Genomic DNA, 22,217 nt, shown 5'->3' on the forward strand with positions numbered 1-22,217 from the left:
GACGCTTTTTGGGGGGTGTCCTAGCCCCAGATCTCCTTCAGCACCGCGGCCTGGACGCGGCCCTGCTCGAGCCCGGCGCGGGCGGCGTCGGCGCGGCGGCGGAAGTCCATCAGGTTGGGTCCGAAGGCCTCGACGCTGGCCTCGTCGGGGATGATGGTCACCACCGTCCCGCCGCCGTCCTGCAGCAACTGCACCTCCTCCTCGAAGCGGGCGGCGATCCGCTCCAGGGCCGCGCCGCCGGCCGCGCCCAGGCGCACCGCCACCACCACCACGACGTCGTAGCCGGCGGCCATGTCCGCGTTGGTGGACGAGCGCATGCCGCCGTCGATGTAGCGCCGGCCCAGCAGGGTCACCGGCGGATAGACCCCCGGCACGCTGCAGCTCGACGCCACCGCCCGGCTGATCCCGACGCCGCTGGCCTGGGTCCACAGCTGGAAGGCGCCGTCCTGCGCATCCACCGCCGTGCAGGCGAAGCCGCGCTCCGGCCAGGCGTCGGGCGCGAGGCCGGCGAACGACCGGCCGAAGGTGTTCAGGAAGTCCTCCTCGCCCAGGGTGTCGGCGGCCAGCGCGAAGGCTCCGATCCGCGCCCGCGCCTCGGCCGGATTGCCCATCCCGCTCTGCGCCTCGCCCATCAGCCGCATCAGCTCCGCGAGATCGGCCGGCTTGCGATCGGCGTCGGTGGCGGGAGACGGCGGCCGGCGCTCCGCCTCCGTCAGGATCGGATCGGCCAGCAGGCGGGCGTCCGCGCCCATCGCCAGCCGCGCGCCGACGAAGGCGCCGGCGGAGGTGCCCAACGTGAAGTCCGCCGCGCCGAGGTCCACGCCGGCCTGGGCGAACCCAGCGATCAGTCCGCTCTCCCAGGCGATGCCCACCGGCCCGCCGCCGCCCAGAACCAGCGCGCGCGTGGTCATCGCCATCTCCTCGTCCAGAACGGCCGCGCAGGATCGGCCGCGCCGCGCCGCCTGTCCACGGCCTCCTGACCCGCCGTCGCATTTGGTCTAGGTTGTCGAAAATGTTCGCGGGAGGGACCACCATGCCCACCAGTGACACCGCGCCCGTGCTGCCTGGGGCCCTTGGCGCCCGCCCCATTCTGAGCCTGAGGGACCGGCTCCGCGGCAAGCGGCTCGGCATGCCCTGGTCGGTCCCCGAGGCGATGTTCCACGAGCCGCTGGTCCGCCAGAAGACGCCGATCGGCGACATTTTCTACATCGGCGACCCCCAGCTCGCCCGCCATGTCCTGGTCGAGCGGGCGGCGGAATACCCCAAGGCCGAGATCGAGCTGCGACTGTTCTCGGCCCTGTTCGGTCAGGGCCTGCTGGGCATCGACGGCGAGCTCTGGAAGACGCACCGGCGCACCATGGCCCCGGCCTTCGCCCCGCAGGCGGTGGCGACCTACGCCCCGGCCATGGCCGGCAGCGCCGAGGCCTTCGTCGGCCGCTGGAGCAAGCTCGCCGACGGCGCCGTGGTTGACGCCTCCGACGAGATGACCGCGCTCACCCTGACGATCATCGCGCGCACCATGTTCTCCGGTGAGGGAGAGGGGCTTGAGCCTCTGATCCAGGAGGTGCTGCGGGGCGCGCCGCAGTTCAGCGACTTCAACATGCTCGACTTCATCCCGGTGACCCGGGCCTTGCGTATGCGCGGCCGCGAAAAGCGGATGGCGGCCCTGTTCCGCCCTCTCGATGACGCCATCGCCGGCATGATCGCCGCCCGCGAGGCCGCCGCTGTCGCGCCCAACGACCTGCTGTCGCGGCTGATCGCCGCCCGCGACGAGACCACCGGCGCAGGCCTCTCGGCTCAGGAGGTGCGTGACGAGGTGATCACGATCTTCATGGCCGGCCATGAGACCACCGCCACGGCCATGACCTGGATCTGGTTCCTGCTCGCCAAACACCCTCAAGAGGCCGCGCGCCTGCGGACCGAACTGGACGCCGCCCTGGCCGGCCGCACGCCCACCCAGGACGACCTCGCCCAGCTTCCGTTCACGCGACGGCTGGTGGACGAGGCGCTGCGGCTCTTCCCGCCGGCGCCCGGCATCTCAGCCCGTGTGGCCCGCGCTGAGGACGAACTGGCCGGGGTCCGGGTCCGGAAGGGCGCCTTCATGGTCATCGCGCCCTGGGTGCTGCAGCGTCACCGGAGCACCTGGGAAGACCCGGAACGTTTCGACCCCGACCGCTTCCTGCCCGAGCGTAGCGAGGGCCGGCCGCGGCTGGCGAACATGCCGTTCGGCGCGGGGCCCAGGGTCTGCATCGGCCAGCTGATGGCGATCAACGAAATCGTCTTCATCCTGGCGACGCTCGCCCAGCACTACGACCTGGAACTCGCCTCGGACGCGCCGGTCGAGCTGAAGCACAACGTCACCCTGCGCCCGAAGGGCGGCCTGCCGATGAAGGTCCGCCGTCGATCGCGCACGGCGGCCGCGGTGGCGGCGGAATAGGCCGCCTCGTCCCCTTGCATCGCCAACTTCAGCGTGAGATGCCTGAAGTCAAACAGGTGTTTGGATTGGGAGGAAGCGCATGAAGGCGGCGGTCTACTACGAGAACGGCGGCCCTGAGGTCCTGCGCTATGAGGACGTCCCCGACCCCGAGCTTCATCGCAAGGGCATCGTCATCCGCGTCGAGGCGGTCTCCATCGAGGGCGGCGACACCCTGAACCGGTACCGCGGCACCCTGGTGACCCGGCCGCACGTGGTCGGCTACCAGGCCGCCGGCGAGGTCGTGGCGGTCGGCGAAGAGGTCGACAACATCCGCATCGGCGACAAGGTGGTCACCACCGGCGGCTTCGGCAGCCACGCCGAGCTGCGCGCCGTCCCCGCCCGCACCGCCTGGGTGATCCCGCCCGGCATGGACGTGAGGAAGGCCGCCGCCATCCCGGTGCCGTTCGGCACCGCCGACGACTGCCTGTTCGAGTTCGGCCGCATGAAGAAGGGCGACATCGTCCTGGTCCAGGCCGGCGCCTCCGGCGTCGGCGTCGCCGCCATCCAGCTCGCCGCCCGGGCCGGCGCCGCGATGGTGCTGGCCACCGCCTCCTCCGACGAGCGGCTGGAACGGCTGAAGCCGCTCGGCCTGACGCACGGCATCAACTACCAGGCCGACGACGTGGTCGAACAGGTCATGCGGCTGACCGACAAGAAGGGCTGCGACGTCATCGTCGACAGCGTCGGCGGCCCCACCCTGCAGTCCTCCATCCTGTCGCTGGCCTACCGCGGCCGGGTCTCGATGGTCGGCCAGGCCGGGCGCGAGCCGATGAAGGTCGACGTCGGCACGATGATGGGCGGCAACCGCTCGCTGTCCGGCGTCTTCCTGGGCGCGGAGATCACCACCGACCGCGTGCACGACAACATCCAGCGGCTGATCGAGGAGGTCGCCCGCGGCGAGCTGCAGGTGGTCATCGACCGGACCTTCCCCCTGAGCGAAGCCGCCGAGGCCCACCGCTACATCGAAAGCCGTCAGGCCGTCGGCCGGGTCCTGCTCATTCCCTGACCCCGCCGTCAGCGCGTCAAAAGTCATCGCCTAGAGGATAAGCTTCATGGGACGTCTCCAGGGCCGCACGGCCGTCATCACCGGCGCGGCCAGCGGCATCGGCCGCGCGGCCTCGGTGCTCTTCGCCCGCGAAGGCGCCCAGGTGGTCTGCGTCGACCGCGCCGAGGCCGTCACGGAGACCGTCGACATGGTCGGCCAGGCCGGCGGCAAGGCCATCGCCCTGACCGGCGACGCCGGCGACGAGGCCTTCGTGACGAGCTACATCGATCGCGCCGTGGCCGAGTTCGGCGGCCTCGACGTGGTCTGGGCCAACGCCGGCATCTCCGGCGGCTGGACGCCGCTGGAGGAGCAGACCGCCGACTATTGGGCGGAGATCCTGCGGATCAACCTGATCGGCGCCTTCCTGGCGGTGAAGCACGCCTCGGCGGTGATGATCCCCCAAGGCCGCGGCTCGATCATCTGCACCGCCTCGGTGGCCGGCCTGCGCTCCGGCGCCGGCGGCCCGGCCTATTCCGCCTCCAAGGCCGGGGTGGTCAGCCTCGCCCAGACCTCGGCCAACGAGTTCTACGGCACGGGCGTGCGGGTGAACGCCATCGCGCCGGGCCTGATCGAGACCGGCATGACCCGGCCGATCTTCGAAGGCGCGCGGGCGCGGGGCAACGAGGACAAGATCGGCCAGCTCAACCCGCTGACCCGCTACGGGGTCGCCGACGAGATCGCCCACGCCGGCCTCTTCCTCGCCTCCGACGACTCGTCCTACGTCAATGGCCAGACCATCGCCGTCGACGGTGGCCTGTCCTCGTCCCATCCGGTGGTGCGTCGCAAGCGTTGATCTACCTCGTCCGCCACGGTCAGACCGAGTTCAACCGCGAGCGACGGTTGCAGGGTCATGTGGATTCGCCGCTGACCGAGCTCGGCGTCCGCCAGGCCCGCGCCGTCGGCCGCCTGCTGAAGGAGCTGGTCCGCGACCCCGCCGGCTGGCGGATCGTCTCCAGCCCGCTCGGCCGCGCGCTGCGGACCGCCGAGATCGTCGCCGGGATCGTTGGCGTGCCCAGGGTCGAGACCGACAAGCGGCTGATCGAGCTCAGCTGGGGCGCCTGGGACGGCCGCCTGCGCAGCGACCTGGAAGCCGCCTACCCGGACGCCTTCGGCAAGTCCGGCTGGGCGTTCCATGCGCCGACCGGGGAGACCTACGAGGCGGTCTGCGCGCGCATGGAGGACTGGCTGGCCAGCCTGCCGCCGGAGCCGGAGCGGCGGATCATCGCCGTCAGCCACGGCGTCGCCGGCCGCGTGCTGCGCGGCGTCTACGGTCACCTGCCGCCGGGCGAGACGGTGGGCCAGGACGTGCCGCAGGACGCGGTCTTCCGCCTCATCGACGGCAACATCCACCGCATCGACTGCGAAGAGGTGAGCTGAAGGCCGGGCCAGGCTCGGGGCTAGGTCCGGCTCCGCCGGCGGCGACGCGGCAGGGCGAGGGCGCGCTCGGGGCCCAGCCAGTGCATCAGCGCCAGCACGGTGACGGCCGCGGCCACCCCCAGCGCGAACGCGCCGGCCGCCGCCGCGGAGACTCCTGCGGGCCCCATGGTCAGCGGCTTGGGTTCCATCCAGTGGACCAGCTCTCCGTTCGGTTCTTGCGGCAGGATGTCGTCCACGTAGTCATGCTCGGTCATGGTGAAGCCTCCGCCGTAGTCCCCTCCCGCTAACCCGCTTCAATGGCAGGGGTTCCGCCTCCGCACGCCCAAGGGTAGAAGCGGGCCACGCCCTTCCTCGACACCGCGCAAGACGGACCATGGCCGGACACTCAAAATTCAAAAACATCATGCACCGCAAGGGCCGCGCCGACAGCGCCCGGTCCAAGCTGTTCTCCAAGCTCTCCCGCGAGATCACCGTGGCGGCCAAGGGAGGCCTGCCCGATCCGAACATGAACGCGCGCCTGCGGCTGGCGGTGGCCAACGCCAAGGCCGAGTCGGTGCCCAAGGACGTCATCGACCGGGCCATCAAGAAGGCCTCCGGCGGCGACGCCGAGAGCTATGAGGAGATCCGCTACGAAGGCTTCGGGCCGGGCGGCGTGGGCGTCATCGTCGAGGCCCTGACCGACAACCGCAACCGTGCGGCCTCCAACATCCGCTCCACCTTCTCCAAGAACGGCGGCAACCTCGGCGAGACCGGCTCGGTTTCCTTCATGTGGGACCGGGTGGGCCAGATCGTTTACGGCCCCGAGGCCGGCTCGGAAGACAAGGTGATGGAAGCCGCCATCGAGGCCGGCGCCGACGACGTGGAGTCCGACGAGGACGGCCACACCATCTACACCGCCTTCGAGCAGCTCTCCGACGTGGCCCAGGCGCTGGAAGCCAGCCTCGGCCCGGCCAAGTCCACCTCGATCGCCTGGCGGCCCAAGGCGCTCACGCCGGTCTCCGGCGACGCGGCCGGCACGCTGATGAAGATGCTCGAGGCGCTGGAGGACGAGGACGACGTGCAGAACGTCTATTCCAACGCCGACATCTCCGCCGAGGAGCTGGAGAAGCTGGCGGGCTGAGGCGCCGTTAGCCGCCGACCGCCCGGACCGTCTCGGCCGGGGCCGACGCCTGGGCGGGATAGGTGACCCGGTCGATCTCGGCGATCAGCTGGCCGAGCTGGATCGGCTTGGCCACCAGCCCGTCCATCCCTGCCGCCAGGTACTCGTCGGCGTGGTGGGTCATGGCGTTGGCGGTCAGCGCCAGGATCGGCGTGCGGCGGCCGGTCGCCGCCTCGTTCGCACGGATGGCCCGCGCCGCGGTCGGCCCGTCCATCACCGGCATCTGCACATCCATCAGGATGACGTCGAACTCGACGGTGGCGTGGGCCTCCACGGCCTGGGCGCCGTCGCCCACCACGGTCAGCTCCACGCCCAACTGGTCCAGCAGGGTCTTCAGCACCTGCTGGTTCATGGGATTGTCCTCGGCCGCCAGGATCCGCAGGCCGGTGCAGTCGGCCTCCTCGGCGTCCGCCGCCGCGACCGCCTCCGCCGTCCCGGCCGGCGCCCGGGCCAGCGGCAGGCTGAGGGTGAAGGTCGAGCCGTGGTTGAGGACGCTGGTAAGCGTCACCTCGCCGCCCATCAGCGCCGCCAGTTCGCGGCAGATCGCCAGCCCCAGGCCCGAGCCGCCGTACCGCCGCGTGGTCGAGGCGTCCACCTGCACGAACTTGTCGAACAGCGCGCCGGCGCGCTCCGCCGGAATGCCGGGGCCGGTGTCGGTCACCGCCATCCGCAGGCGCGCGCCGTCGTGGGTGACGCGGATCTGCACCGAGCCGGACGCGGTGAACTTCACGGCGTTGGAGACCAGGTTGTAGACGATCTGGCGCACCCGGGTCGGATCGCCGAGCCAGAGGCCGCGCGCCTCCGGGGCCACCTCGGTGACCAGGTAGATGTCCTTGTTGCCGGCCAGCGAGGTGAAGGCCGCCTGGGCGCTGAGCGCGATCTCGCCGGCGTCGACGAGGCCGCCCTCCAGCTCCAGCCGTCCGGCCTCGATCCGCGACAGGTCCAAGAGGTCGTTCAGCAGGCACAGCAGGGTCTCGCCGCCCTGCCGGATCACCGCCAGCCGGTCGCGCTGACGCCTGGGCAGCTCGTCGCGCTCCATGGCCTGGGCCATGCCGATGACGCCGTTGAGCGGCGTGCGGATCTCATGGCTCATGGTGGCGAGGAAGGCGGACTTGGCGGCGTTGGCGGCCTCCGCGGCGCGGCGTTCACGCTCCAGCGCCGCGCCGGCCTCCGTGAGGCTGCGGGCCGCCAACACGTTGCGCCAGGCGGAGATGGCGGCGTAGCCCGCGAAGATCACCACGCCCACGCAGATCATCGCCTGCTGCGGGCCTGAGAACCGCGGCGCCAGCACCGGCGTCAGGGTCATGACCACCATCGTCGGCGCCGCCAACACCAGGAAAGACAGCGACGAGCGGAAGGCGAAGCTGATCGCGTTGACCAGCAGCGACGCCCAGATCAACAGGGCGATGAACTGCGAGCCGCGCTCGTGGGCGCACCAGAAGATCTCGCTCAGGACCAGCCACGACGAGGAGTTGAAGGTCACTGCGACCATATAGGCCAGGCGATTGGCCCGGCTCGCGGCGTCGCCTTGCGTCAGGGGCCGCGAGGCCAGCCAGACGCAGGCTTCGCAGGTCAGCTGCGCCGCCACCCAGAGCAGGGCGACCAGCCAGCCCTCGGACGCCGCGACCAGGCAGGCGACCAGGATCGCCGCCGCCACCCGGCCGGGGGCCAGTTTGCGCGAGTCCGCCGCCGCCCCGTCGAGTTCGGCGAGGCTCGGCCACTTCAGCAGCTTGGTGAAATGCGTACGCACCCGTCCGCACTAACCGGAGGTTGCATAGATTCCCTTAACGGGCCGGGGCGCGGCTAGTCGTCGACTTCGGTGTCCGGACGGTCCTCGCCGGACGCCAGCTCGGAGCGCCACTGGCCGCGGTCGTCCTCGTATTCGATGCCGGTGGTGTCGCCGGGCCGGCGCTGTTCGGCGGCTGCCCGCTTGGCGGCGGCGAGTGCGGCGTCGTGGGTGCGGAAGGTCTCCGAATAGGTGGCGCCGAACCGATAGGCCCAGCCGCCGTCGTGCTCGACGATCTCATAGGTGACCAGGGACATCGGCAGGGCTCCTCCTCAGCGTGAGGCCAGCATACGCCCGTTCTGGCGGACGCGCCCTATCGACGTCGGCCAGCGCCAGGGTGAGGCTCGGGACATTGTCAGGCGGCGCATCTCGGAGCTCCTTCGCCCCAGCAACGCGCCGCCCCGGTTGTCAGGCTCCGCTCAGGCGGCTTCCTGGAAGCTCCAGGCCTGCTGGCGGCCCTGGGCGGCGGCGAACTGCGCCTCGGCGAACTCCCAGTCGGCGACGCGGTCGAACCAGGTCTCCAGGAAGCTCTTCCGGTCCTGTTTGTAGTCCAGGTAGTAGGCGTGCTCCCACAGGTCGCAGACCAGGAGCGGCGTCTGCGGCTGGGTGGCGAGCGTGCCGCCGTCGTGGGTGCTGGTGACCGACAGCTGGCCGCCGTCCGCCGCCAGCCAGACCCAGCCTGAGCCGAAGTGGTCGACGCCGGCCTGCACGAACTTGGTCTTCAGCCCGGCGAGGTCGCCGAAGGCCGCCTGGATCGCGCCGACGATCTCGCCGGTCGGATCGCGGCGTTCGGGCGTCATGCAGTCCCAGAAGAAGGCGTGGTTCCAGGCCTGGCCGGCGTTGTTGATCAGCTTGGTGTGGCTGCGGCGCTCGGCCTCGGCGAGGATGTCCTCCAGGCTCTTGCCGTCCAGGCCAAGCTCCCCGACCACCTGGTTCACGGTCTCCACGTACTTGGCGTGGTGCTTGTCGTGGTGGGTGTGCATGGTCTCCGAGGAGATCGTCGGCTGAAGCGCCTCATAGGCGTAGGGCAGCTCGGGCAATCTGATCATCGCAAGTCTCCTGGGTGGGTGATGCGGCTGGACGTAGGCGCGGCCCGCGCCCCTTCAACCCGCAGGCCCGACCAATCGACGACCGGTCGCCGCTGTTCCCGCCTCCTGGCGATCTGGACCGCGGAAATCCCGCTTTCGACAGAACGCCAGGTTTCCGGAGCCCGGCCTCAGGCCCGCGGATAGAGGATGATCTGGGTGCAGCGGAACGCCGCCATCAGCTTGCCGGTGGCGGCGTCCTCGACACGGGCGTCCCACACCTGGGTGGTGCGCCCGCCGTGCAACAGGCTGGCGGTGCAGACCGCCGCGCCGTCGCGCAGGGTGCCGGTGAAATTGCACTTCACCTCCGCGGTGGTGAAACCGCTGGCCCCCTCCGGCCAGGCGGTGGAGACCCCGTAGGCGCACAGGATGTCGGCCACCGAGAGCACCGCGCCGGCCAGCAGGTAGCCGGTGTGCGCCACCAGGTCCGGCCGCACCGTGAGCCGCCCGACCACCCGGCCGTCCGCCACCTCTGTGATCTCCAGGCCCAGATGACCCGGCAGCTTGCCCTCGTTGGCCTGGTTCAGCTTCTCGACGCTGGTGTGATTGGTCGTGGCCGGCATGGTCCCCCCATTTGCGGTTCGTCGCGCGCAGCCGTTGGCGAGTGACTTCCCTCCCCGCGGCCGCCCGCCTAGTTTCCGGCCTCCGAGCCATTCCGCCAAGGCGCGCCCCGCATGTTGATCCGCTCCCTCGCCGCGCTCGCCTTCGTCATCGCCGGATCGGCCTCGGCGCAGACGGCCCTGACCGACGTCGGCGTCCGGGCCTTCGTGGCGCGGCAGGAGCGCGCCTGGAACGCCGCCGACCTCAAGGCCTATTTCGCCACCTTCGCGCCGGACGCCGTGTTCGTGGACCAGGCGCTCAGCTCGGAGAACAAGGTGGTGCCGTTCGGGCGCAGCACCCCGGCCCAGGCCCGCGCCCAGACCGGCCGGGTGCTCGCGAAATCGAAGATCCATGAGCAGGCGGCGATCGACCGCGTCGAGCTCTCGCCGGACGGGCGCAGCGCGCGGGTGCTGAGCCACGTGACCTCCCGCATCGAGCGGGGCGGCGCCGTGCGGCTGTCCTGCGCCCAGCGGGTGCAGGCGGTGGCCCTGGCCGGCGGACGCATCGTCTCCCGCGGTCAGACCGACACCGCGGTGCGCTGCCGGCGCTAGCCGGCCCCGGCCTGCACCGCGTCGAACCGGGCCCGGGCGGCGTCCATCCGCGGACCGTTGGCGGCCGCCCAGTCGCCGAGCGCCTTGACCGGACCCAGCAGGTCGAAGCCGAGCTCGGTGAGCGCGTACTCCACCTTCGGGGGCACGGTGGGATGGACGGTGCGGGTCACGAAGCCGTCCCGCTCCAACCCCCTGAGCGTGGTGGTCAGCATCTTCTGCGAGATGCCGGCCAGCGCCCGGCGCAACTCGCTGAACCGCATGCGGCCGCAGCCCAGCTGCACGACGACCAGCACCGACCACTTGTCGCCCACCCGGGCCAGGATCTCGCTGACGGGCCGGCAGCTGTCGGTGGTGTGCGGGTGACCGGGTATCAATAAAGTGCCTCCTTCACGCTGGGTCATTGGTATCCGATATGGCGCTGGTCACCATTGTATACCAGCCCCTGAAAGGCCCAACATGAGTAACCCGAAGATCGGGATCGTGATCTCGACCACCCGCGAAGGCCGCTTCGGCGACAAGGCCGCGCGATGGATCTACGACCTGGCCAAGGCCCGCGGCGACTTCGACGTGGAGATCGTCGATCTGCGCGACTATCCCATGCCGTTCTTCGACGAGGTCGGCTCGCCCTTCTACGTCCCGCCGACCAATGAGGACGCTCGGCGCTGGGGGGCCAAGGTGGACAGCCTCGACGGCTTCATCTTCGTGACCGCCGAGTACAACCGCGCCCCGCCGGCGGTGCTGAAGAACGCGCTCGACTACGCCTATCCGCAGTTCAACCGGAAGGCCGCCGGCTACGTGGGCTACGGCGGCGTCGGCGGCGCCCGCGCCGTCGAGCAGCTGCGGCTGATCAGCGTCGAGCTGCAGCTCGCCCCCACCCGTTCCGGCGTGCACATCGGCGGCGCCGACTTCATGGCCGTCTACCTGGAGGGCAAGACCCTCGCCGACCTGCCGCACCTGGTCCCCACCGCCACCGCCATGCTCGACGAGCTGTCCTGGTGGGTGCGGGCGCTGAAGACCGCCCGCGAAGAACCGCAGCGCCAGGCCGCCTGAGGCCGTCCGCGGATTGAGGCCTATCCCGGGTTCGGGCGCGTCGTGATCGGCGCGTTCGGGTCGGCCGGCGGTCGCGGCGCAGGCGGCGGCGGCGGCGCGACGTCGACCACCGGCGGGACCTCCACCGGCGTCGGGTTGGCGGCCACCACCGGCGGCGGCGCAGCCTCCGGCGCGGGAGTCTCGAGGGCCGGCGCGGCGGACGCCGCGGCGCGGCTTCGGGCCACCCTCGGCCGGGCCTGAGCCACCCGCGCCGGCGCGGCCGCCTCGACGGCCGGCGGCGTGGGCGCCGGCGTTGCGGCGGGCGGCGGCGTCGCCACGGCCGGGGCCGCGGCCGGAGTCGCGGGAACAGGGACCGGCGCGGGCGCTCCGCCGCGGCTCGACAGCACCAGGGCCAGCACCGCCAAACCGGCGACCCCGACCACCCCGGCGGCGATCAGCGGCAGGCGACCCGGGCTCGCCCGCTTGCGGCCGCTGGTCCGCGCCGGCGCCGGACTGAGCACCAGCGGCGGCTCGTCCGCGACCCGCGGAGCCTCGGCGACGACCGGCGCAGACTGAGGCTGGACAGACTGGGGCAGGACAGACTGGGGCGCCGGAGCTTCGGACGGCGAGACCGGCGGCGCGGTCCGCGCGCGCGCCGGCGGCAGCGCCGAGCCGGTCAGCACCCCGCGGGGCGGCGCAGCGTTCGGCGCCGGCTGGGGTGGCAGGGCCGAGCCGGTCAGCACGCCACGCGGGGCCGTGCTCGGGGCCGGTTGGGGGGCCGGCTGGAAGCTCGGCGGCGCAGGGCGCGCGGGCGCGGGCGCGGGCGCCTTCGGCAGCGGCCCGACACGGAACGGCGCCTGGGGCATTTTCGGCCAGGGGCTCGGGCGTTCGTAGGGATTGTCGTCGGTCGGTGGCGGCACGGCGGATCCTGAGCGTTCCGGGATTATCAAGCCTCGCGCGGGACTTGGCCGGTTCTATGGCGCGGGGTGCGTCCGTTGACCACACCCCGAGCTGCGCCCACTGTCCAGCATCCCAAGCCCATGAGGCCTCCGCGCCATGACCCGTCCCAATCCTCGCCTCGCCGCCCCCGGCCTGCTGGCGCTCGCCCTCGCCGCCGCGCTCCCCGCCGCCGCCCAGGCGCCGGCCGGGCCTACGGTGGTGCGCGGCTCCGTCGCCGCCCTGACCGACACCACCCTGACCGTGAAGCCCGAGCGCGGCGGCCCAGCCCAGGTGGTCACGCTCGCCCCCACCTGGACCGTCGCGGTGATGAAGCCGGTGGCCATCGACGCCATCCAGCCGGGCAGCTTCATCGGCACCGCCGAGATGCCGGCCAAGAATGGCACGGGCCGCAGCCTGGAGGTCCACGTCTTCCCGCCCGGCGTGAAGATGGGCGAGGGCCACTACGGCTGGGACCTCAAGCCCGGCTCGATGATGACCAACGGCACGGTCGGCAAGGTGATGGCCGGCAAGCGCGGCAGCCGCGAGCTCGATGTCGCCTACTCCTATGGGACCCGCCACATCGTGGTGCCGGCCAGCGTGCCGGTGGTGCAGATCACCGGCGGCCAGCGCAGCCAGGTCAAGCCCGGCGTGCCGGTGTTCATGGTGGTGCAGAAAGGCCCGGCCGGAGCCCTGACCGCGGGCTCCGTCTCGATCGGAGAGAACGGCGCCAAGCCGCCGATGTGATAGTGGGCTCCCGGTGAGCCAGATCGCCGACACCGCCGAGCCCGCCCAACCCGCCGCCGCCCGCCCCAGGCCCGTGAACTGGGTGGGCGGCGCGATCCTGGTCCTGTGGATCGGTCTGGGCGCCGGCCTCGTCTACGGACCGCCCGCGGCCCAGGGCGTGCTGACCTTCGCCTTCGTCATGGTCGGCTGGATCCTCGCGGTGATGGCCCACGAGTTCAGCCATGCGGCCGTGGCCTGGCTGGGCGGCGATCACACAGTGGTGGAGAAGGGCTACCTGTCCTTCGATCCGCGCCGCTACGGCGACGTCGGGGTCAGCCTGGTGATGCCGCTGATCTTCCTGGCCATCGGCGGCATCGGCTTCCCCGGCGGGGCGGTCTACCTGCGGCCGGACCTGATGCGCAGCCGGCTCTGGCGCTCGGCCGCGGCGCTGGCCGGACCCGGCGCGACGCTGGTCATCCTGTTGGCGCTGACCACCGCCCTGCGCGTCTGGGCCAACGCGGGGGCGCAAGGGGCGCTGTTCCCGGCCCTGACGGTGCTGGCCTTCCTGCAGGCCATGGCGCTGATCCTCAACCTGCTGCCGATCCCCGGCCTCGACGGTTTCGGCGCGCTGCGGCCGTTCCTGCCGCCGGCCTTGACGCCGCACCTGGCCAAGGCGGAGGGCCTGGCGATGGGCGCGCTGTTCCTGCTGCTCTTCCTCGTGCCCGGCGCCGGCGCCCTGCTGTTCGGCGCGGCCGCCAGCCTGGGCGTGGCGATGGGCCTGATCCCCGAGGCGCTGCAGGCCGGCTGGCAGGCGTTCCACTTCTGGCGCTGACGCGCTGGCGGCCAGCGTGAACCGCAAATTAAACAAGGCCGGGTTAGGAACGAGGCGAACCTAAGCACCCTCAAGCAGCCCGGCAGCGCCATGGCCCACGCGAATCCGCCCCGTTTGCTCGTCGTCGACGATGTGCCGGACAACCGCGCCATCCTGGCCCGGCGCTTCATGCGCCTGGGCTACGAGGTCACGGAGGCCGAAGACGGCGCCGAGGCGCTCGAACTGATCGCCCAATACGAATACGACATCGTCCTGCTCGACATCATGATGCCGAAGATCGACGGGCTGGAGGTTCTCAAGCGCGTGCGCGAGACCCGCTCCCAGGCCGAGCTGCCGATCATCATGGTCTCCGCCAAGGCCAGCAGCGAGGACGTGGTCGACGCCCTGCTGCTGGGCGCCAACGACTATGTCACCAAGCCGGTGGACCTGAAGGTCGCCCACGCCCGCGTCGAGGCGCAGCTGGCCCGCAAGCGCGCCGAAGACCTGTCCCGCGCCGCCCACGGGGAGCTGGAGATCGCGCTCAGCGCGCTGCGCGGCCGGGTCGTCGAGGCCGAGGGCGACGCCGACGACGCCCGGCCCAACCTCGACCGGGCCCTGGACGTGGCGAGCGTCGTCACCCGCATCTGCGAAAGCCCGACCCTGCACGACACCGTCGAGCTGATCGACGCCGCCGTCGCCACCCTGCATCGGCTGTCCACCACCCGACCGGCGCCGACGGCCACCGCGTCCAGGCCCGAGCCGACCGCCGGGCGGGTCCGCATCCTGTCGGCCGACGGCGCCGCCCACGACCGCCAGGTGGTCCGGCTGATGCTGGCCGAAGCCGAGGCCGGGATCGAGCTGGTGGAGGTGTCGGACGGCGCCGAGGCCGCCGCCGCGGCCGCCGCCGGCCGCTTCGACCTGATCATCCTGGGCCTGCAGATGCCGGGCATGGACGGCCTCGCCGCGATCGGCGAGATCCGCGCCCAGGAGCTGAGGTCGCGCCACGACCGCACCCCGATCCTGGCGGTCAGCGCCCACGCCGACAGCGCCGCCCTGGCGATCAAGGCCGGCGCCGACCTGCACCTGGCCAAGCCGGTGACGGCCGCGGCCCTGCTCAACGCCGTGGTCCGCGCCCTCAGCCAGGGCCCCGAGAAGCTGGCGTCCCAGGTCGCCTAAGCCGTTGTCGGGGTGGCCGGCCCTTCGCTAAGCTGGCCCCATGTCCGAGATCACCAAGCGTCAGCTCCTCGCCCTCGCCGCCGCCTTCGGCGCCTCGCCCGCGTTCGCCCAGACGCCTGGGCCTGCGCCTGCGCCTGGGCCAGCCCCGGCTACGCCCGCCGCCCCGCCCGCGCCGGCCACGCCGGCCGTTCCCGCCGCACCGGCGGCGCCCGCCGAGCCGGCCGCGGCCGATTTCGGCCGCACCACCCGCGTCCGGCTGGCCACGCCGCTCGGCCCGATCGTGCTCGACCTGTTCACCGAGAAGGCGCCGATCACGTCCGCCAACTTCCTGAAATACGTCGACCGCAAGCTCTATGACGGCGCCACCTTCTACCGCGCCTCGAAGCCTCCCGGTCAGGCGGCCAACGACTACGGCGTGGTGCAGGGCGGGCTGCAGAACGACCCCAAGAAGGTGCTGCCGCCGATCGCCCACGAGAGCACGGCGAAGACCGGCCTGGCGCACAAGGACGGGACCATCTCCATGGGCCGCCACGCGCCCGGAACGGCCCAGGCCGACTGGTTCATCTGCGTCGGCGACCAGTCCTATCTCGACGCCGATCCGAAGGACCCGAAGAAGAACCCGGGCTTCGCCGCCTTCGGCCACGTCGTCGAGGGCATGGACGTGGTGCAGAAGATCCTCGGCCGCGCGGTCGACCCCAACAAGGGCGAGGGCGCGATGAAGGGCGAGATGCTCAAGGTCCCGGTGCCGATCACCTCAGTGCGGCGGGCCTAGGACAATCCGGTCCACCAGGCCACGGCGAGCCAGAACGCCAGGCAGAGCGCGAACGCGACCAGCAGCACGACTCCTCGGAACGAGAGGGGCCACATCGGTTCCTCCGACTACGCCTTGCCGCCCGTCGCGGCAGGTGCCCCCCGGCGTCGTTTCTTGGTCCGCCATCGTGCCACGGCCGACGCCCGCCGTTTTTAGCAATTGACGCGCCATTGTTCGGTAGTGGCCCAGGTTGGCCGCCGATCGGGAACCGGAAGACGTTGAATGTCTTGACGATGCGCGCCGCGGCCATGGCCGAGCCGGCGCGCCCGAGCCGCGAAGGACCGAATGAGAGCCTATCCCCCGACGCACCTTGGCCGCCGTAGCGGCGAGCCCGTGCCGCGCGAAACCCGTCGCGCTTCCGCCGTCCCGACGGCGCGCTCCGCCGCCGAGCGCCTGGCGCAGGCGCGCATCCGCCCGCGCGACCCCCGCCCGATCCTGCACCTGCCGCCCGCGCCCTGAGGCGCGGGCCTTACGCGACGGCGCTGAGGTCTTCGGATTCCCGGCTCAGCGCCGCGGCGACCGCCGTCAGCAGCCCCGCCGCGGTGATCGGCCGCGCCATGTGCAGGTCGGCGCCGGCGGCGAGCGCCTTGGCCGCCTTGGAGCCCTCCAGCGACACCGCCAGGATCGGCGTCCGTCGCTTGCCCCGCTCGCGCTCGGTGCGGCGCACTTCGCGCAACCCGGCCAGGCCGTCGGCCATCTCCACGTTCATCAGCACGAGATCGAAGATCCCGCCGGCCGCCAGGGCCGCAGCCTCCAGGCCGCCGGGCGCGTCGACCAGTTCGACCTCCACCTCCGCGGCGTGCAGCATCTCGCGCATGGCGTGGCGGCTGACCGCGTCGTCGTCGGCCGACAGCACCCGGATCTTGCTCTTCGCCGGGGCGCCGCGCCGGTCGCCGGTCTCCAGGGCGTCCGACATCAGCCCGTCGAGGGACGCCGCCGCCGCCTCGATCACCGCCACCACCTTCTTCAGGTCGGGCGTGTCGCAGATGCGGGTCAGCACGGTGGCGGCGCCCAGCACGCCGGCCATCGGCGCGCGGACGTCGGCGCCCAGGTCGGCCAGCAGCGCCGAGGTGTTCTCCGCCTGCGTCACCGCCTCCTGCAGCTTGGTCAGCGTCTGTTCGAGGTCGCGGAAGGCGGCGCTCTTGCCGTCGTCCTCGCGCTTGCGGCGCAGCTGCATCTCGGCCCGCGCATAGGCGACCTCGATGTCCACCGGCTTGGTGATGTAGTCGTTGGCGCCGAGGTTGAGCGCCTCGACGACGTCCTCGGACGCCGACTTGCCGGTGACCATGATGATCGGAAGCTCGGCCTGGCTGCGGGTTTCGCGCACCCGGCGCAGCACCTCCAACCCGTCGATGCCCGGCATCATGATGTCCAGCATCACCAGGTCGAAGGGGAAGGCGGCGATCAGCGCCAGCGCCTTGGCGCCGTCGCCGGCCTCCATGACCTCATAGCCCAGGCGCGTGAACCGCCGCCTCAGGATGGTCCGGTTGTCCGGGTGGTCGTCGACCACCAGAAGGCGGGGCGTCGCTTCGATCTTGGCCATGGTCTTGCTCGACGTCGGTTCGGCGCGGAGAATGCGCAGAACGCCATTATCCCATTCACGATTAAGGGAGAGTGCACGCGGGAGTTGATTTCGCGGCGGACCCGAGCCTCGCCCGCCGCCGCGGCCGCGGCCCCTCCGGCGCCGCAGGTTGAGTCACTGTCGCCGACCGGGCGTGGGAGCGGCTTTTTCGCCCGCCCGCCTGCCGGACATGGTGTAGCCTCGTCGCATGGACGATCTCACCCCCGGCGAACTCGAAGCCCTGCAGAACCTGGCCCACAAGAAGGCCGGCGACCCGGTGCCGTTCATCAACATCGCCGACGCGCGCCGGCTGACCGAACTGGGCCTGGCGCAGCGCAGCCATGAAGGCTGGGACATCACCCCGGCCGGCGCCGCCCGGCTGGCGCGGCTGTCCGGGTCGGGACCGACCGATATGGGCCGCTAGCCCGCGCGGCCATCCACCTTTCCTCAAGCATTTCCCGCGTCCATGGGGCATGTTTGGGGAACAGATGACGAACGCAGCGATTCGACCCGTCCGCATCCTGGGCCTCGATCCGGGCCTGCGCCGCACCGGCTGGGGCGTGGTGGCGGTGTCCGGCGCGCGGCTGGTCCATGTGGCGCACGGGATGATCGCGCCGGACACGACCCTGCCGTTCGCCGAGCGGCTGCTGGTGCTGTTCGAGGCGATCACCGAGGTCATCGCCCTGCACGCCCCGGATGAGGCGGCGGTGGAAGAGACCTTCATGAACAACAACGCGGCCTCGGCGCTGAAGCTCGGCCACGCCCGCGCCATGGCCCTGGTGGCGCCCGCCCGCGCCGGCCTGCCGGTGGCCGAATACGCCGCCACCGTGGTCAAGAAGGCCGTGGTCGGAACCGGCGGGGCCGACAAGGCCCAGGTCGGCTGGATGATCGCCCGCCTGCTGCCGACCGCCGGCAAGACCACCGCCGACGCGGCCGACGCGCTGGCGGTGGCGATCGCCCACGCCCACGCCCGCGGCGCCCGCGCTCTGCGGGGCGCCGCCTAACGCAACGGCGGCTCAGTGGCGGTGGAAGCCGTCCCCGTCGCCATCCCGGTCCCCATGCCGGCGCCCGTGGTGGTAACCGCCGTCCGGGCCGCGCCGGAAATGGCGGCCGTCGTCGCGGAAATACCGATGGCGGCCCGGGGCGTAGTAATAGGTTCCACGCCGCCCCCAGTCGCCGTCGTAGAAGGGGCGGTAGCCGCCGCCGTAGTAGGCGTTATAGCCGCCATACCCGCGATAGCCGCCGTAGCCGCCATAACCATAGGGGCCATAGCCGTCGGTGGCGCAGGCTGAAAGCGCCAACGCCGATATGAGAGCCAGAACGATAGGTTTCATCGCGCACCTGCCTGTCCCTCACGGAACAAAACGAGCGCGGCCGCCCGCAGTTGCAGGCGGGGCCGGGCCGCCTCATTTCCGCCCTGGCCGAGGCCCCAGCATCGCCTATGCGCGCCTTGGCCCTCGCCGCCGCCCTGCTCCTGCTCGCCGGTTGCGCCGGGGTGCTCGACAACTGCCCGGACGGCCTCAGCCCCGCGCCCTGGGACTCAACCGCGCCCCACACCCACGGCTGACCGGATGTTCCCCGGCGCTCGCCTCGCGGGCGAAAGGATCTTATCCGTGACCGCCGTGGCCGCCGCCAGCGTGGCCGCCGCCACTGAAACCATGGAAGCCGCCATGGGCGCCGCCGCCGTGAAAGCCGCCGTTCCCGTGGAATCCGCCGCCGGGGCCATGTCCGAACTGGCCGCCATGCGCTTGGGAATGGCCGTCGTAGCGACCCCCGTAGTGCCCGTACCCTCGCCCGCTCGACAGGTAGAGGCCGTCGCCCCAATAGCCGCCGTACCCGCCATAGAACGGTCCGTAGTGGCCATAGTCGTAGGGGTCGCCATAGGCCAGGTCGCCGGCTCCGTAGAGACCGTAGCCGGCCCCCGTGGCGCAGCCCGAGAGCGCCAGAACCGCGCCAAGGGCCAGAAGGGCTTTCTTCATCTCACTCTATCCAAGCGCCGCCTCAGCCGGTTTCGATATGGGGCTCGGGCGGGCTCGTTTCGAGGGCGCTTGCCGCTCACCTTCACGATTGATCAAGCGATTCATCCTGGTCTAGGGCATGCTGGAACAGATGCCGAACGCGATTCCCATGCCCCCCCACCGTTTCCCCGCCCGGAGCGCCGCGTGATCGGCCGTCTGCGCGGCGTCGTCGCCGAGGTGGCCGAGGAGGACGCCCTGCTCGACGTCGGCGGCGTGGGCTACGTGGTCCGCTGCGGCGCCCGCACCCTGGCCCGCCTGCCCGCGGTCGGCGACGAGGCCCTGCTCCACGTGGAGACCCAGTGGGGCGAGCAGACCGGCATGACCCTCTACGGCTTCCTGTCGCGCGACGACCGGCGCGCCTTCCTGATGCTGCGCGCCATCCAGGGCGTCGGGCCGAAGGCCGCCCTGGCGGTGCTGGACGTCCTGCCGCCGGCCGAGCTGGCCGCCGCCGCCGCCCGCGAGGACAAGGCCGCCGTCGCCCGCGCCCAGGGCGTGGGCCCGAAGCTCGCCCAGCGGATCGTCACCGAGCTGAAGGACAAGCCGCTCACCGACGGCCCTGTCGCCGCCTTCCACGCCGGCATCCCCGCCGCGCCGCCGAAGCCGTCGAGCGCCGGCGAGGCGGTGGCCGCCCTGATGGGCCTGGGCGTCGCCGAGCCCGCCGCCCGCCGCGTCGTCGACCAGGCCGCCCTGCGGCTGGGTGAGGACGCCGAAGCCGCCGTGCTGATCAAGGCCGCCCTGCAGGAACTCGGGCGATGACCCGCCTGGTCTCCGGCGAGGAGGTCCCCTTCGAGGCCCACGACAAGGCGCTGCGGCCGCAGACGCTGGCCGAGTTCGTCGGCCAGGAGCAGGCCAAGGGAAACCTGCGGGTGTTCATCGAGGCCGCCCGCAACCGCGGCGAGGCGCTGGACCACGTGCTGCTGTTCGGCCCGCCGGGGCTGGGCAAGACCACCCTGGCGCAGATCGTCGCCCGCGAGCTGGGAGTGAACTTCCGCGCCACCTCCGGGCCGGTGCTGGCCAAGGCCGGCGACCTCGCCGCCATCCTCACCAACCTGGAGCCGCGCGACGTCCTGTTCATCGACGAGATCCACCGCCTGCCGGCCAACGTCGAGGAGATCCTCTATCCGGCGATGGAGGACCACGTGCTGGACCTGATGATCGGCGAGGGGCCCTCGGCGCGTTCGATCCGCATCGACCTGGCGCCCTTCACCCTGGTGGCCGCCACCACCCGGGCGGGCCTGTTGGCGACGCCGCTGCGCGACCGCTTCGGCATCCCGCTGCGGCTGGAGTTCTACACCCACGAGGAGCTCGGCCGGGTGCTGGCGGGCGCGGCGGCCAAGATGGGGCTGAACCTGCATCCCGACGGCGGGGCGGAGATCGCGCGGCGCGCGCGCGGCACGCCGCGGGTGGCCGGGCGGCTGCTGCGCCGGGTGCGCGACTTCGCCGCCGCCGACGGCTGCGAGCTGATCGACCGCAAGGCCGCGGCCTCGGCGCTCGCCCGCCTCGACGTCGACGAGCACGGCCTCGACGCCCTGGACCGCCGCTACCTGCGCGCCCTGATCGAGAACTATGCCGGCGGTCCCGCCGGCGTGGAGACCCTGGCCTACGCCATCGCCGAGGCCCGCGACGCGGTGGAGGACGTCATCGAGCCGTTCCTGCTGCAGCAGGGCTTCATCCAGCGCACGCCGCGCGGCCGCGTCGCCTGCGCCAAGGCCTACGCCCACCTGGGCCTGGCCGCGCCGCCGCCGGCCAGGGGCGCGGCCGCGCCCGACCTGTTCGACGAATGACCGACGCCGCCCCCTCCGCCGGCTGGCTGGACGGCCGCGAGCACGTGCTGCCGGTGCGCGTCTATTACGAGGACACCGACTTCACCGGCGTCGTCTACCACGCCAACTACGCGCGCTATTTCGAGCGCGGCCGCTCGGATTTCCTGCGGGTCGCCGGCGTCAGCCACGCCGCCCTGCTGGAACGCGAGGATCCCGCAGCCTTCACGGTGACGCGGCTGGCGATGGACTTCCGCCGCGCGGCGCGGATCGACGACGCCCTGCTGGTGCGGACCACCTACGACAGCGTCAAGGGCCCGCGGCTGTTCATCAGCCAGCGGATCGTGCGCGGCGCGGAGCTGATCTGCGAAGCCCAGGTCGAGGCGGCCTGCATCGACCTGCGGGGCCGGGCCCGCAAGCCGCCGCCGGAGCTTGTCGAGGCGCTGCGCCCGCTGTTCGGCTGACACCGGATTTGGCGGCGCCGCCCAAAGCGCGGCAAAAAAGAGACACCGTGCGCTGGCGATTCGCCCAGGGTGCGCCTGCCACAAGTTCGCCACCGCCGCACGCCAACCACCGACCAGCCTCACCGGAGCCTTAGTCGTCCATGGATCCCACCGCCGCCGTCACGGCCGACACGTTCAACTTCCTCACCCTCTTCATGCGCGCCGACTGGGTGGTGAAGCTGGTCATGCTGGGCCTGGGCCTGGCCTCGCTCTGGTCCTGGACGGTGATCCTCGACAAGATCTTCCGGTTCGCGGCCCTCAACCGCCAGGCCAACACCTTCGAGGACGCCGTGGCCTCCGGCCGCAGCCTGGAAGACGTGGCGGCCCAGGCCGGCGACCGTCCCCGCCACGCCCTGCCGCGCATGCTGCAGGGCGCGCTTCGCGAGTGGCGCGACGCCCGCACCAAGGGCGCGGCCAGCGACAGCCAGGCGGCCTTTCTGATCCAGCGCATCGACCGCGTGCTCGACACCATCATCGCCCGCGAGAGCCAGCGGGTGGAGGAGGGCCTGGGCGCGCTGGCCATCGTCGCCACGGCCTCGCCGTTCATCGGCCTGTTCGGCACGGTCTGGGGGATCATGCACGCCTTCCAGAACATCGCGATCCAGAAGAACACCAACCTGGCCGTCGTCGCCCCCTCGATCGCCGAGGCGCTGTTCGCCACCGCCATCGGCCTGATCGCGGCCATCCCGGCCTACATCGCCTTCAACGCGCTTTCGACACGCGCCGGCAAGTACACCGGCCGGCTGGAAGGCTTCGCCGACGACCTCTCCACCGCCATCCAGCGGCGGCTGGCCGAGCGGGTCTGAG

General features: G+C 72.0%; 30 protein-coding genes. 19 read left to right on the forward strand and 11 right to left on the reverse strand.

Translation table 11 applies throughout. The annotated features are described in order from the left end of the window. Nucleotides 1-20: 20 nt before the first annotated feature. Entirely contained in the window at nt 21-911 is an 891-nt protein-coding gene (locus DJ021_RS03920) for a patatin-like phospholipase family protein (protein ID WP_165837108.1), read from the reverse strand. 122 nt (nt 912-1,033) lie between these two features. Between DJ021_RS03920 and DJ021_RS03925 the strand changes: the two genes are divergently transcribed. The 4 genes from DJ021_RS03925 (at nt 1,034) to DJ021_RS03940 (ending at nt 4,898) form a co-directional block, all read left to right on the forward strand. Further along, nucleotides 1,034-2,437, forward strand: a complete 1,404-nt coding sequence (locus DJ021_RS03925; protein WP_165837109.1) for a cytochrome P450 — start codon at nt 1,034-1,036, stop codon at nt 2,435-2,437. Between the two features lie 79 nt (nt 2,438-2,516). Beyond that, entirely contained in the window at nt 2,517-3,482 is a 966-nt protein-coding gene (locus tag DJ021_RS03930) for a quinone oxidoreductase family protein (protein WP_111456305.1), read from the forward strand. Nucleotides 3,483-3,528: 46 nt separating this feature from the next. Beyond that, on the forward strand, nt 3,529-4,314 hold the full coding sequence (locus DJ021_RS03935; RefSeq protein WP_111456306.1) for an SDR family NAD(P)-dependent oxidoreductase: 786 nt from the start codon (nt 3,529-3,531) through the stop codon (nt 4,312-4,314). Further along, nucleotides 4,311-4,898 (forward strand): histidine phosphatase family protein, encoded by a 588-nt coding sequence (locus DJ021_RS03940; protein ID WP_111456307.1) that lies wholly within the window; start codon nt 4,311-4,313, stop codon nt 4,896-4,898. Before DJ021_RS03935 ends, DJ021_RS03940 begins: the two co-directional genes overlap by 4 nt. Nucleotides 4,899-4,918: 20 nt before the next feature. Here the strand turns inward: DJ021_RS03940 and DJ021_RS03945 are convergent, their stop codons facing one another. Then, the gene (locus tag DJ021_RS03945) at nt 4,919-5,152 is read right to left on the reverse strand and encodes a hypothetical protein (RefSeq protein WP_111456308.1); all 234 of its coding nucleotides are present in this window, start codon (nt 5,150-5,152) and stop codon (nt 4,919-4,921) included. 119 nt (nt 5,153-5,271) lie between these two features. Here DJ021_RS03945 and DJ021_RS03950 point away from each other — a divergent pair, with 119 nt between their 5' ends. Next, the gene (locus DJ021_RS03950; RefSeq protein WP_111456309.1) at nt 5,272-6,018 is read left to right on the forward strand and encodes a YebC/PmpR family DNA-binding transcriptional regulator; all 747 of its coding nucleotides are present in this window, start codon (nt 5,272-5,274) and stop codon (nt 6,016-6,018) included. Nucleotides 6,019-6,025: 7 nt separating this feature from the next. On the opposite strand, the gene DJ021_RS03955 is transcribed toward DJ021_RS03950, so the two are convergent. The 4 genes from DJ021_RS03955 to DJ021_RS03970 form a co-directional block, all read right to left on the reverse strand. Then, a complete protein-coding gene (locus tag DJ021_RS03955) occupies nt 6,026-7,807 on the reverse strand; it encodes an ATP-binding protein (protein ID WP_111456310.1) in 1,782 nt (593 codons plus the stop codon). Nucleotides 7,808-7,860: 53 nt separating this feature from the next. After that, complete coding sequence (locus DJ021_RS03960) at nt 7,861-8,100, reverse strand: DUF2188 domain-containing protein (RefSeq protein ID WP_111456311.1); 240 nt, start codon at nt 8,098-8,100, stop codon at nt 7,861-7,863. A 162-nt stretch (nt 8,101-8,262) separates the two neighbouring features. Beyond that, nucleotides 8,263-8,892, reverse strand: coding sequence for a superoxide dismutase (locus tag DJ021_RS03965; protein WP_111456312.1), 630 nt, complete (start codon nt 8,890-8,892; stop codon nt 8,263-8,265). A 167-nt stretch (nt 8,893-9,059) separates the two neighbouring features. Next, the gene (locus DJ021_RS03970; RefSeq protein ID WP_111456313.1) at nt 9,060-9,491 is read right to left on the reverse strand and encodes a PaaI family thioesterase; all 432 of its coding nucleotides are present in this window, start codon (nt 9,489-9,491) and stop codon (nt 9,060-9,062) included. Between the two features lie 111 nt (nt 9,492-9,602). On the opposite strand from DJ021_RS03970, the gene DJ021_RS03975 reads away from it, so the two are divergent. Further along, a complete protein-coding gene (locus DJ021_RS03975; protein WP_111456314.1) occupies nt 9,603-10,079 on the forward strand; it encodes a Cif family virulence factor in 477 nt (158 codons plus the stop codon). Here DJ021_RS03975 and DJ021_RS03980 read toward each other — a convergent pair. After that, nucleotides 10,076-10,453, reverse strand: a complete 378-nt coding sequence (locus DJ021_RS03980) for a winged helix-turn-helix transcriptional regulator (protein ID WP_111456315.1) — start codon at nt 10,451-10,453, stop codon at nt 10,076-10,078. The two genes, DJ021_RS03975 and DJ021_RS03980, sit on opposite strands and share 4 nt — an antisense overlap. Nucleotides 10,454-10,535: 82 nt before the next feature. Here DJ021_RS03980 and DJ021_RS03985 point away from each other — a divergent pair, with 82 nt between their 5' ends. Next, nucleotides 10,536-11,129 (forward strand): NADPH-dependent FMN reductase, encoded by a 594-nt coding sequence (locus DJ021_RS03985; protein ID WP_111456316.1) that lies wholly within the window; start codon nt 10,536-10,538, stop codon nt 11,127-11,129. A 20-nt stretch (nt 11,130-11,149) separates the two neighbouring features. Here DJ021_RS03985 and DJ021_RS03990 read toward each other — a convergent pair whose 3' ends face one another. After that, a complete protein-coding gene (locus DJ021_RS03990; RefSeq protein ID WP_133254938.1) occupies nt 11,150-12,028 on the reverse strand; it encodes a hypothetical protein in 879 nt (292 codons plus the stop codon). 136 nt (nt 12,029-12,164) lie between these two features. On the opposite strand from DJ021_RS03990, the gene DJ021_RS03995 reads away from it, so the two are divergent. The 5 genes from DJ021_RS03995 (at nt 12,165) to DJ021_RS18805 (ending at nt 16,027) form a co-directional block, all read left to right on the forward strand. Then, the gene (locus DJ021_RS03995; RefSeq protein WP_111456318.1) at nt 12,165-12,791 is read left to right on the forward strand and encodes a hypothetical protein; all 627 of its coding nucleotides are present in this window, start codon (nt 12,165-12,167) and stop codon (nt 12,789-12,791) included. 13 nt (nt 12,792-12,804) lie between these two features. Then, the gene (locus tag DJ021_RS04000) at nt 12,805-13,602 is read left to right on the forward strand and encodes a site-2 protease family protein (protein WP_243625902.1); all 798 of its coding nucleotides are present in this window, start codon (nt 12,805-12,807) and stop codon (nt 13,600-13,602) included. A 114-nt stretch (nt 13,603-13,716) separates the two neighbouring features. After that, a complete protein-coding gene (locus DJ021_RS18645; protein WP_165837110.1) occupies nt 13,717-14,757 on the forward strand; it encodes a response regulator in 1,041 nt (346 codons plus the stop codon). Nucleotides 14,758-14,797: 40 nt separating this feature from the next. Further along, entirely contained in the window at nt 14,798-15,529 is a 732-nt protein-coding gene (locus tag DJ021_RS04010; protein WP_111456319.1) for a peptidylprolyl isomerase, read from the forward strand. 324 nt (nt 15,530-15,853) lie between these two features. After that, a complete protein-coding gene (locus DJ021_RS18805; protein ID WP_165837111.1) occupies nt 15,854-16,027 on the forward strand; it encodes a hypothetical protein in 174 nt (57 codons plus the stop codon). Between the two features lie 10 nt (nt 16,028-16,037). On the opposite strand, the gene DJ021_RS04015 is transcribed toward DJ021_RS18805, so the two are convergent. Continuing rightward, the gene (locus DJ021_RS04015) at nt 16,038-17,111 is read right to left on the reverse strand and encodes a response regulator (RefSeq protein ID WP_111456320.1); all 1,074 of its coding nucleotides are present in this window, start codon (nt 17,109-17,111) and stop codon (nt 16,038-16,040) included. Nucleotides 17,112-17,337: 226 nt separating this feature from the next. Between DJ021_RS04015 and DJ021_RS04020 the strand changes: the two genes are divergently transcribed. Both DJ021_RS04020 and ruvC read left to right on the forward strand, forming a co-directional pair. Then, the gene (locus DJ021_RS04020; RefSeq protein ID WP_111456321.1) at nt 17,338-17,553 is read left to right on the forward strand and encodes a hypothetical protein; all 216 of its coding nucleotides are present in this window, start codon (nt 17,338-17,340) and stop codon (nt 17,551-17,553) included. A gap of 64 nt (nt 17,554-17,617) precedes the next feature. After that, nucleotides 17,618-18,133: a crossover junction endodeoxyribonuclease RuvC gene (gene ruvC, locus DJ021_RS04025; protein ID WP_111456322.1), complete on the forward strand. Its 516-nt coding sequence runs from the start codon at nt 17,618-17,620 to the stop codon at nt 18,131-18,133. Between the two features lie 12 nt (nt 18,134-18,145). Here the strand turns inward: ruvC and DJ021_RS04030 are convergent, their stop codons facing one another. Beyond that, complete coding sequence (locus tag DJ021_RS04030) at nt 18,146-18,463, reverse strand: hypothetical protein (RefSeq protein ID WP_133254940.1); 318 nt, start codon at nt 18,461-18,463, stop codon at nt 18,146-18,148. A 107-nt stretch (nt 18,464-18,570) separates the two neighbouring features. Between DJ021_RS04030 and DJ021_RS19260 the strand changes: the two genes are divergently transcribed. After that, complete coding sequence (locus DJ021_RS19260; RefSeq protein ID WP_279386482.1) at nt 18,571-18,696, forward strand: hypothetical protein; 126 nt, start codon at nt 18,571-18,573, stop codon at nt 18,694-18,696. 40 nt (nt 18,697-18,736) lie between these two features. Here DJ021_RS19260 and DJ021_RS04035 read toward each other — a convergent pair whose 3' ends face one another. After that, entirely contained in the window at nt 18,737-19,108 is a 372-nt protein-coding gene (locus DJ021_RS04035; protein ID WP_111456324.1) for a lipoprotein, read from the reverse strand. Nucleotides 19,109-19,291: 183 nt separating this feature from the next. Between DJ021_RS04035 and ruvA the strand changes: the two genes are divergently transcribed. The 4 genes from ruvA to tolQ all read left to right on the forward strand — a co-directional run bounded on the left by ruvA (nt 19,292) and on the right by tolQ (nt 22,216). After that, complete coding sequence (gene ruvA, locus DJ021_RS04040; protein WP_111456325.1) at nt 19,292-19,903, forward strand: Holliday junction branch migration protein RuvA; 612 nt, start codon at nt 19,292-19,294, stop codon at nt 19,901-19,903. Next, the gene (gene ruvB, locus DJ021_RS04045; RefSeq protein WP_111456326.1) at nt 19,900-20,931 is read left to right on the forward strand and encodes a Holliday junction branch migration DNA helicase RuvB; all 1,032 of its coding nucleotides are present in this window, start codon (nt 19,900-19,902) and stop codon (nt 20,929-20,931) included. Before ruvA ends, ruvB begins: the two co-directional genes overlap by 4 nt. Continuing rightward, the gene (gene ybgC, locus DJ021_RS04050) at nt 20,928-21,371 is read left to right on the forward strand and encodes a tol-pal system-associated acyl-CoA thioesterase (protein ID WP_111456327.1); all 444 of its coding nucleotides are present in this window, start codon (nt 20,928-20,930) and stop codon (nt 21,369-21,371) included. Before ruvB ends, ybgC begins: the two co-directional genes overlap by 4 nt. A gap of 140 nt (nt 21,372-21,511) precedes the next feature. After that, on the forward strand, nt 21,512-22,216 hold the full coding sequence (tolQ, locus tag DJ021_RS04055; protein WP_111456328.1) for a protein TolQ: 705 nt from the start codon (nt 21,512-21,514) through the stop codon (nt 22,214-22,216). Nucleotide 22,217: the final 1 nt, after the last annotated feature.

This window comes from Phenylobacterium hankyongense (assembly GCF_003254505.1).
In the GTDB taxonomy this organism is placed as follows: domain Bacteria; phylum Pseudomonadota; class Alphaproteobacteria; order Caulobacterales; family Caulobacteraceae; genus Phenylobacterium; species Phenylobacterium hankyongense.

Excerpts from the sequence above, each read along its gene's own strand:
- DJ021_RS03930 (WP_111456305.1), top strand. The coding sequence starts at position 2,517 with ATGAAGGCGGCGGTCTACTACGAGAACGGCGGCCCTGAGGTCCTGCGC.
- DJ021_RS19260 (WP_279386482.1), top strand. The coding sequence starts at position 18,571 with ATGCGCGCCTTGGCCCTCGCCGCCGCCCTGCTCCTGCTCGCCGGTTGC.
- DJ021_RS04010 (WP_111456319.1), top strand. The coding sequence starts at position 14,798 with ATGTCCGAGATCACCAAGCGTCAGCTCCTCGCCCTCGCCGCCGCCTTC.
- DJ021_RS04030 (WP_133254940.1), bottom strand. The coding sequence starts at position 18,463 with ATGAAACCTATCGTTCTGGCTCTCATATCGGCGTTGGCGCTTTCAGCC.
- DJ021_RS03935 (WP_111456306.1), top strand. The coding sequence starts at position 3,529 with ATGGGACGTCTCCAGGGCCGCACGGCCGTCATCACCGGCGCGGCCAGC.
- DJ021_RS03975 (WP_111456314.1), top strand. The coding sequence starts at position 9,603 with ATGTTGATCCGCTCCCTCGCCGCGCTCGCCTTCGTCATCGCCGGATCG.
- DJ021_RS04020 (WP_111456321.1), top strand. The coding sequence starts at position 17,338 with ATGGACGATCTCACCCCCGGCGAACTCGAAGCCCTGCAGAACCTGGCC.
- DJ021_RS03985 (WP_111456316.1), top strand. The coding sequence starts at position 10,536 with ATGAGTAACCCGAAGATCGGGATCGTGATCTCGACCACCCGCGAAGGC.
- DJ021_RS03960 (WP_111456311.1), bottom strand. The coding sequence starts at position 8,100 with ATGTCCCTGGTCACCTATGAGATCGTCGAGCACGACGGCGGCTGGGCC.
- ybgC (WP_111456327.1), top strand. The coding sequence starts at position 20,928 with ATGACCGACGCCGCCCCCTCCGCCGGCTGGCTGGACGGCCGCGAGCAC.
- DJ021_RS03945 (WP_111456308.1), bottom strand. The coding sequence starts at position 5,152 with ATGACCGAGCATGACTACGTGGACGACATCCTGCCGCAAGAACCGAAC.
- DJ021_RS18805 (WP_165837111.1), top strand. The coding sequence starts at position 15,854 with ATGAGAGCCTATCCCCCGACGCACCTTGGCCGCCGTAGCGGCGAGCCC.
- tolQ (WP_111456328.1), top strand. The coding sequence starts at position 21,512 with ATGGATCCCACCGCCGCCGTCACGGCCGACACGTTCAACTTCCTCACC.
- DJ021_RS03950 (WP_111456309.1), top strand. The coding sequence starts at position 5,272 with ATGGCCGGACACTCAAAATTCAAAAACATCATGCACCGCAAGGGCCGC.
- ruvB (WP_111456326.1), top strand. The coding sequence starts at position 19,900 with ATGACCCGCCTGGTCTCCGGCGAGGAGGTCCCCTTCGAGGCCCACGAC.
- DJ021_RS03925 (WP_165837109.1), top strand. The coding sequence starts at position 1,034 with ATGCCCACCAGTGACACCGCGCCCGTGCTGCCTGGGGCCCTTGGCGCC.
- DJ021_RS03995 (WP_111456318.1), top strand. The coding sequence starts at position 12,165 with ATGACCCGTCCCAATCCTCGCCTCGCCGCCCCCGGCCTGCTGGCGCTC.
- DJ021_RS03970 (WP_111456313.1), bottom strand. The coding sequence starts at position 9,491 with ATGCCGGCCACGACCAATCACACCAGCGTCGAGAAGCTGAACCAGGCC.
- ruvC (WP_111456322.1), top strand. The coding sequence starts at position 17,618 with ATGACGAACGCAGCGATTCGACCCGTCCGCATCCTGGGCCTCGATCCG.
- DJ021_RS04015 (WP_111456320.1), bottom strand. The coding sequence starts at position 17,111 with ATGGCCAAGATCGAAGCGACGCCCCGCCTTCTGGTGGTCGACGACCAC.
- DJ021_RS04035 (WP_111456324.1), bottom strand. The coding sequence starts at position 19,108 with ATGAAGAAAGCCCTTCTGGCCCTTGGCGCGGTTCTGGCGCTCTCGGGC.
- DJ021_RS03920 (WP_165837108.1), bottom strand. The coding sequence starts at position 911 with ATGACCACGCGCGCGCTGGTTCTGGGCGGCGGCGGGCCGGTGGGCATC.
- DJ021_RS03965 (WP_111456312.1), bottom strand. The coding sequence starts at position 8,892 with ATGATCAGATTGCCCGAGCTGCCCTACGCCTATGAGGCGCTTCAGCCG.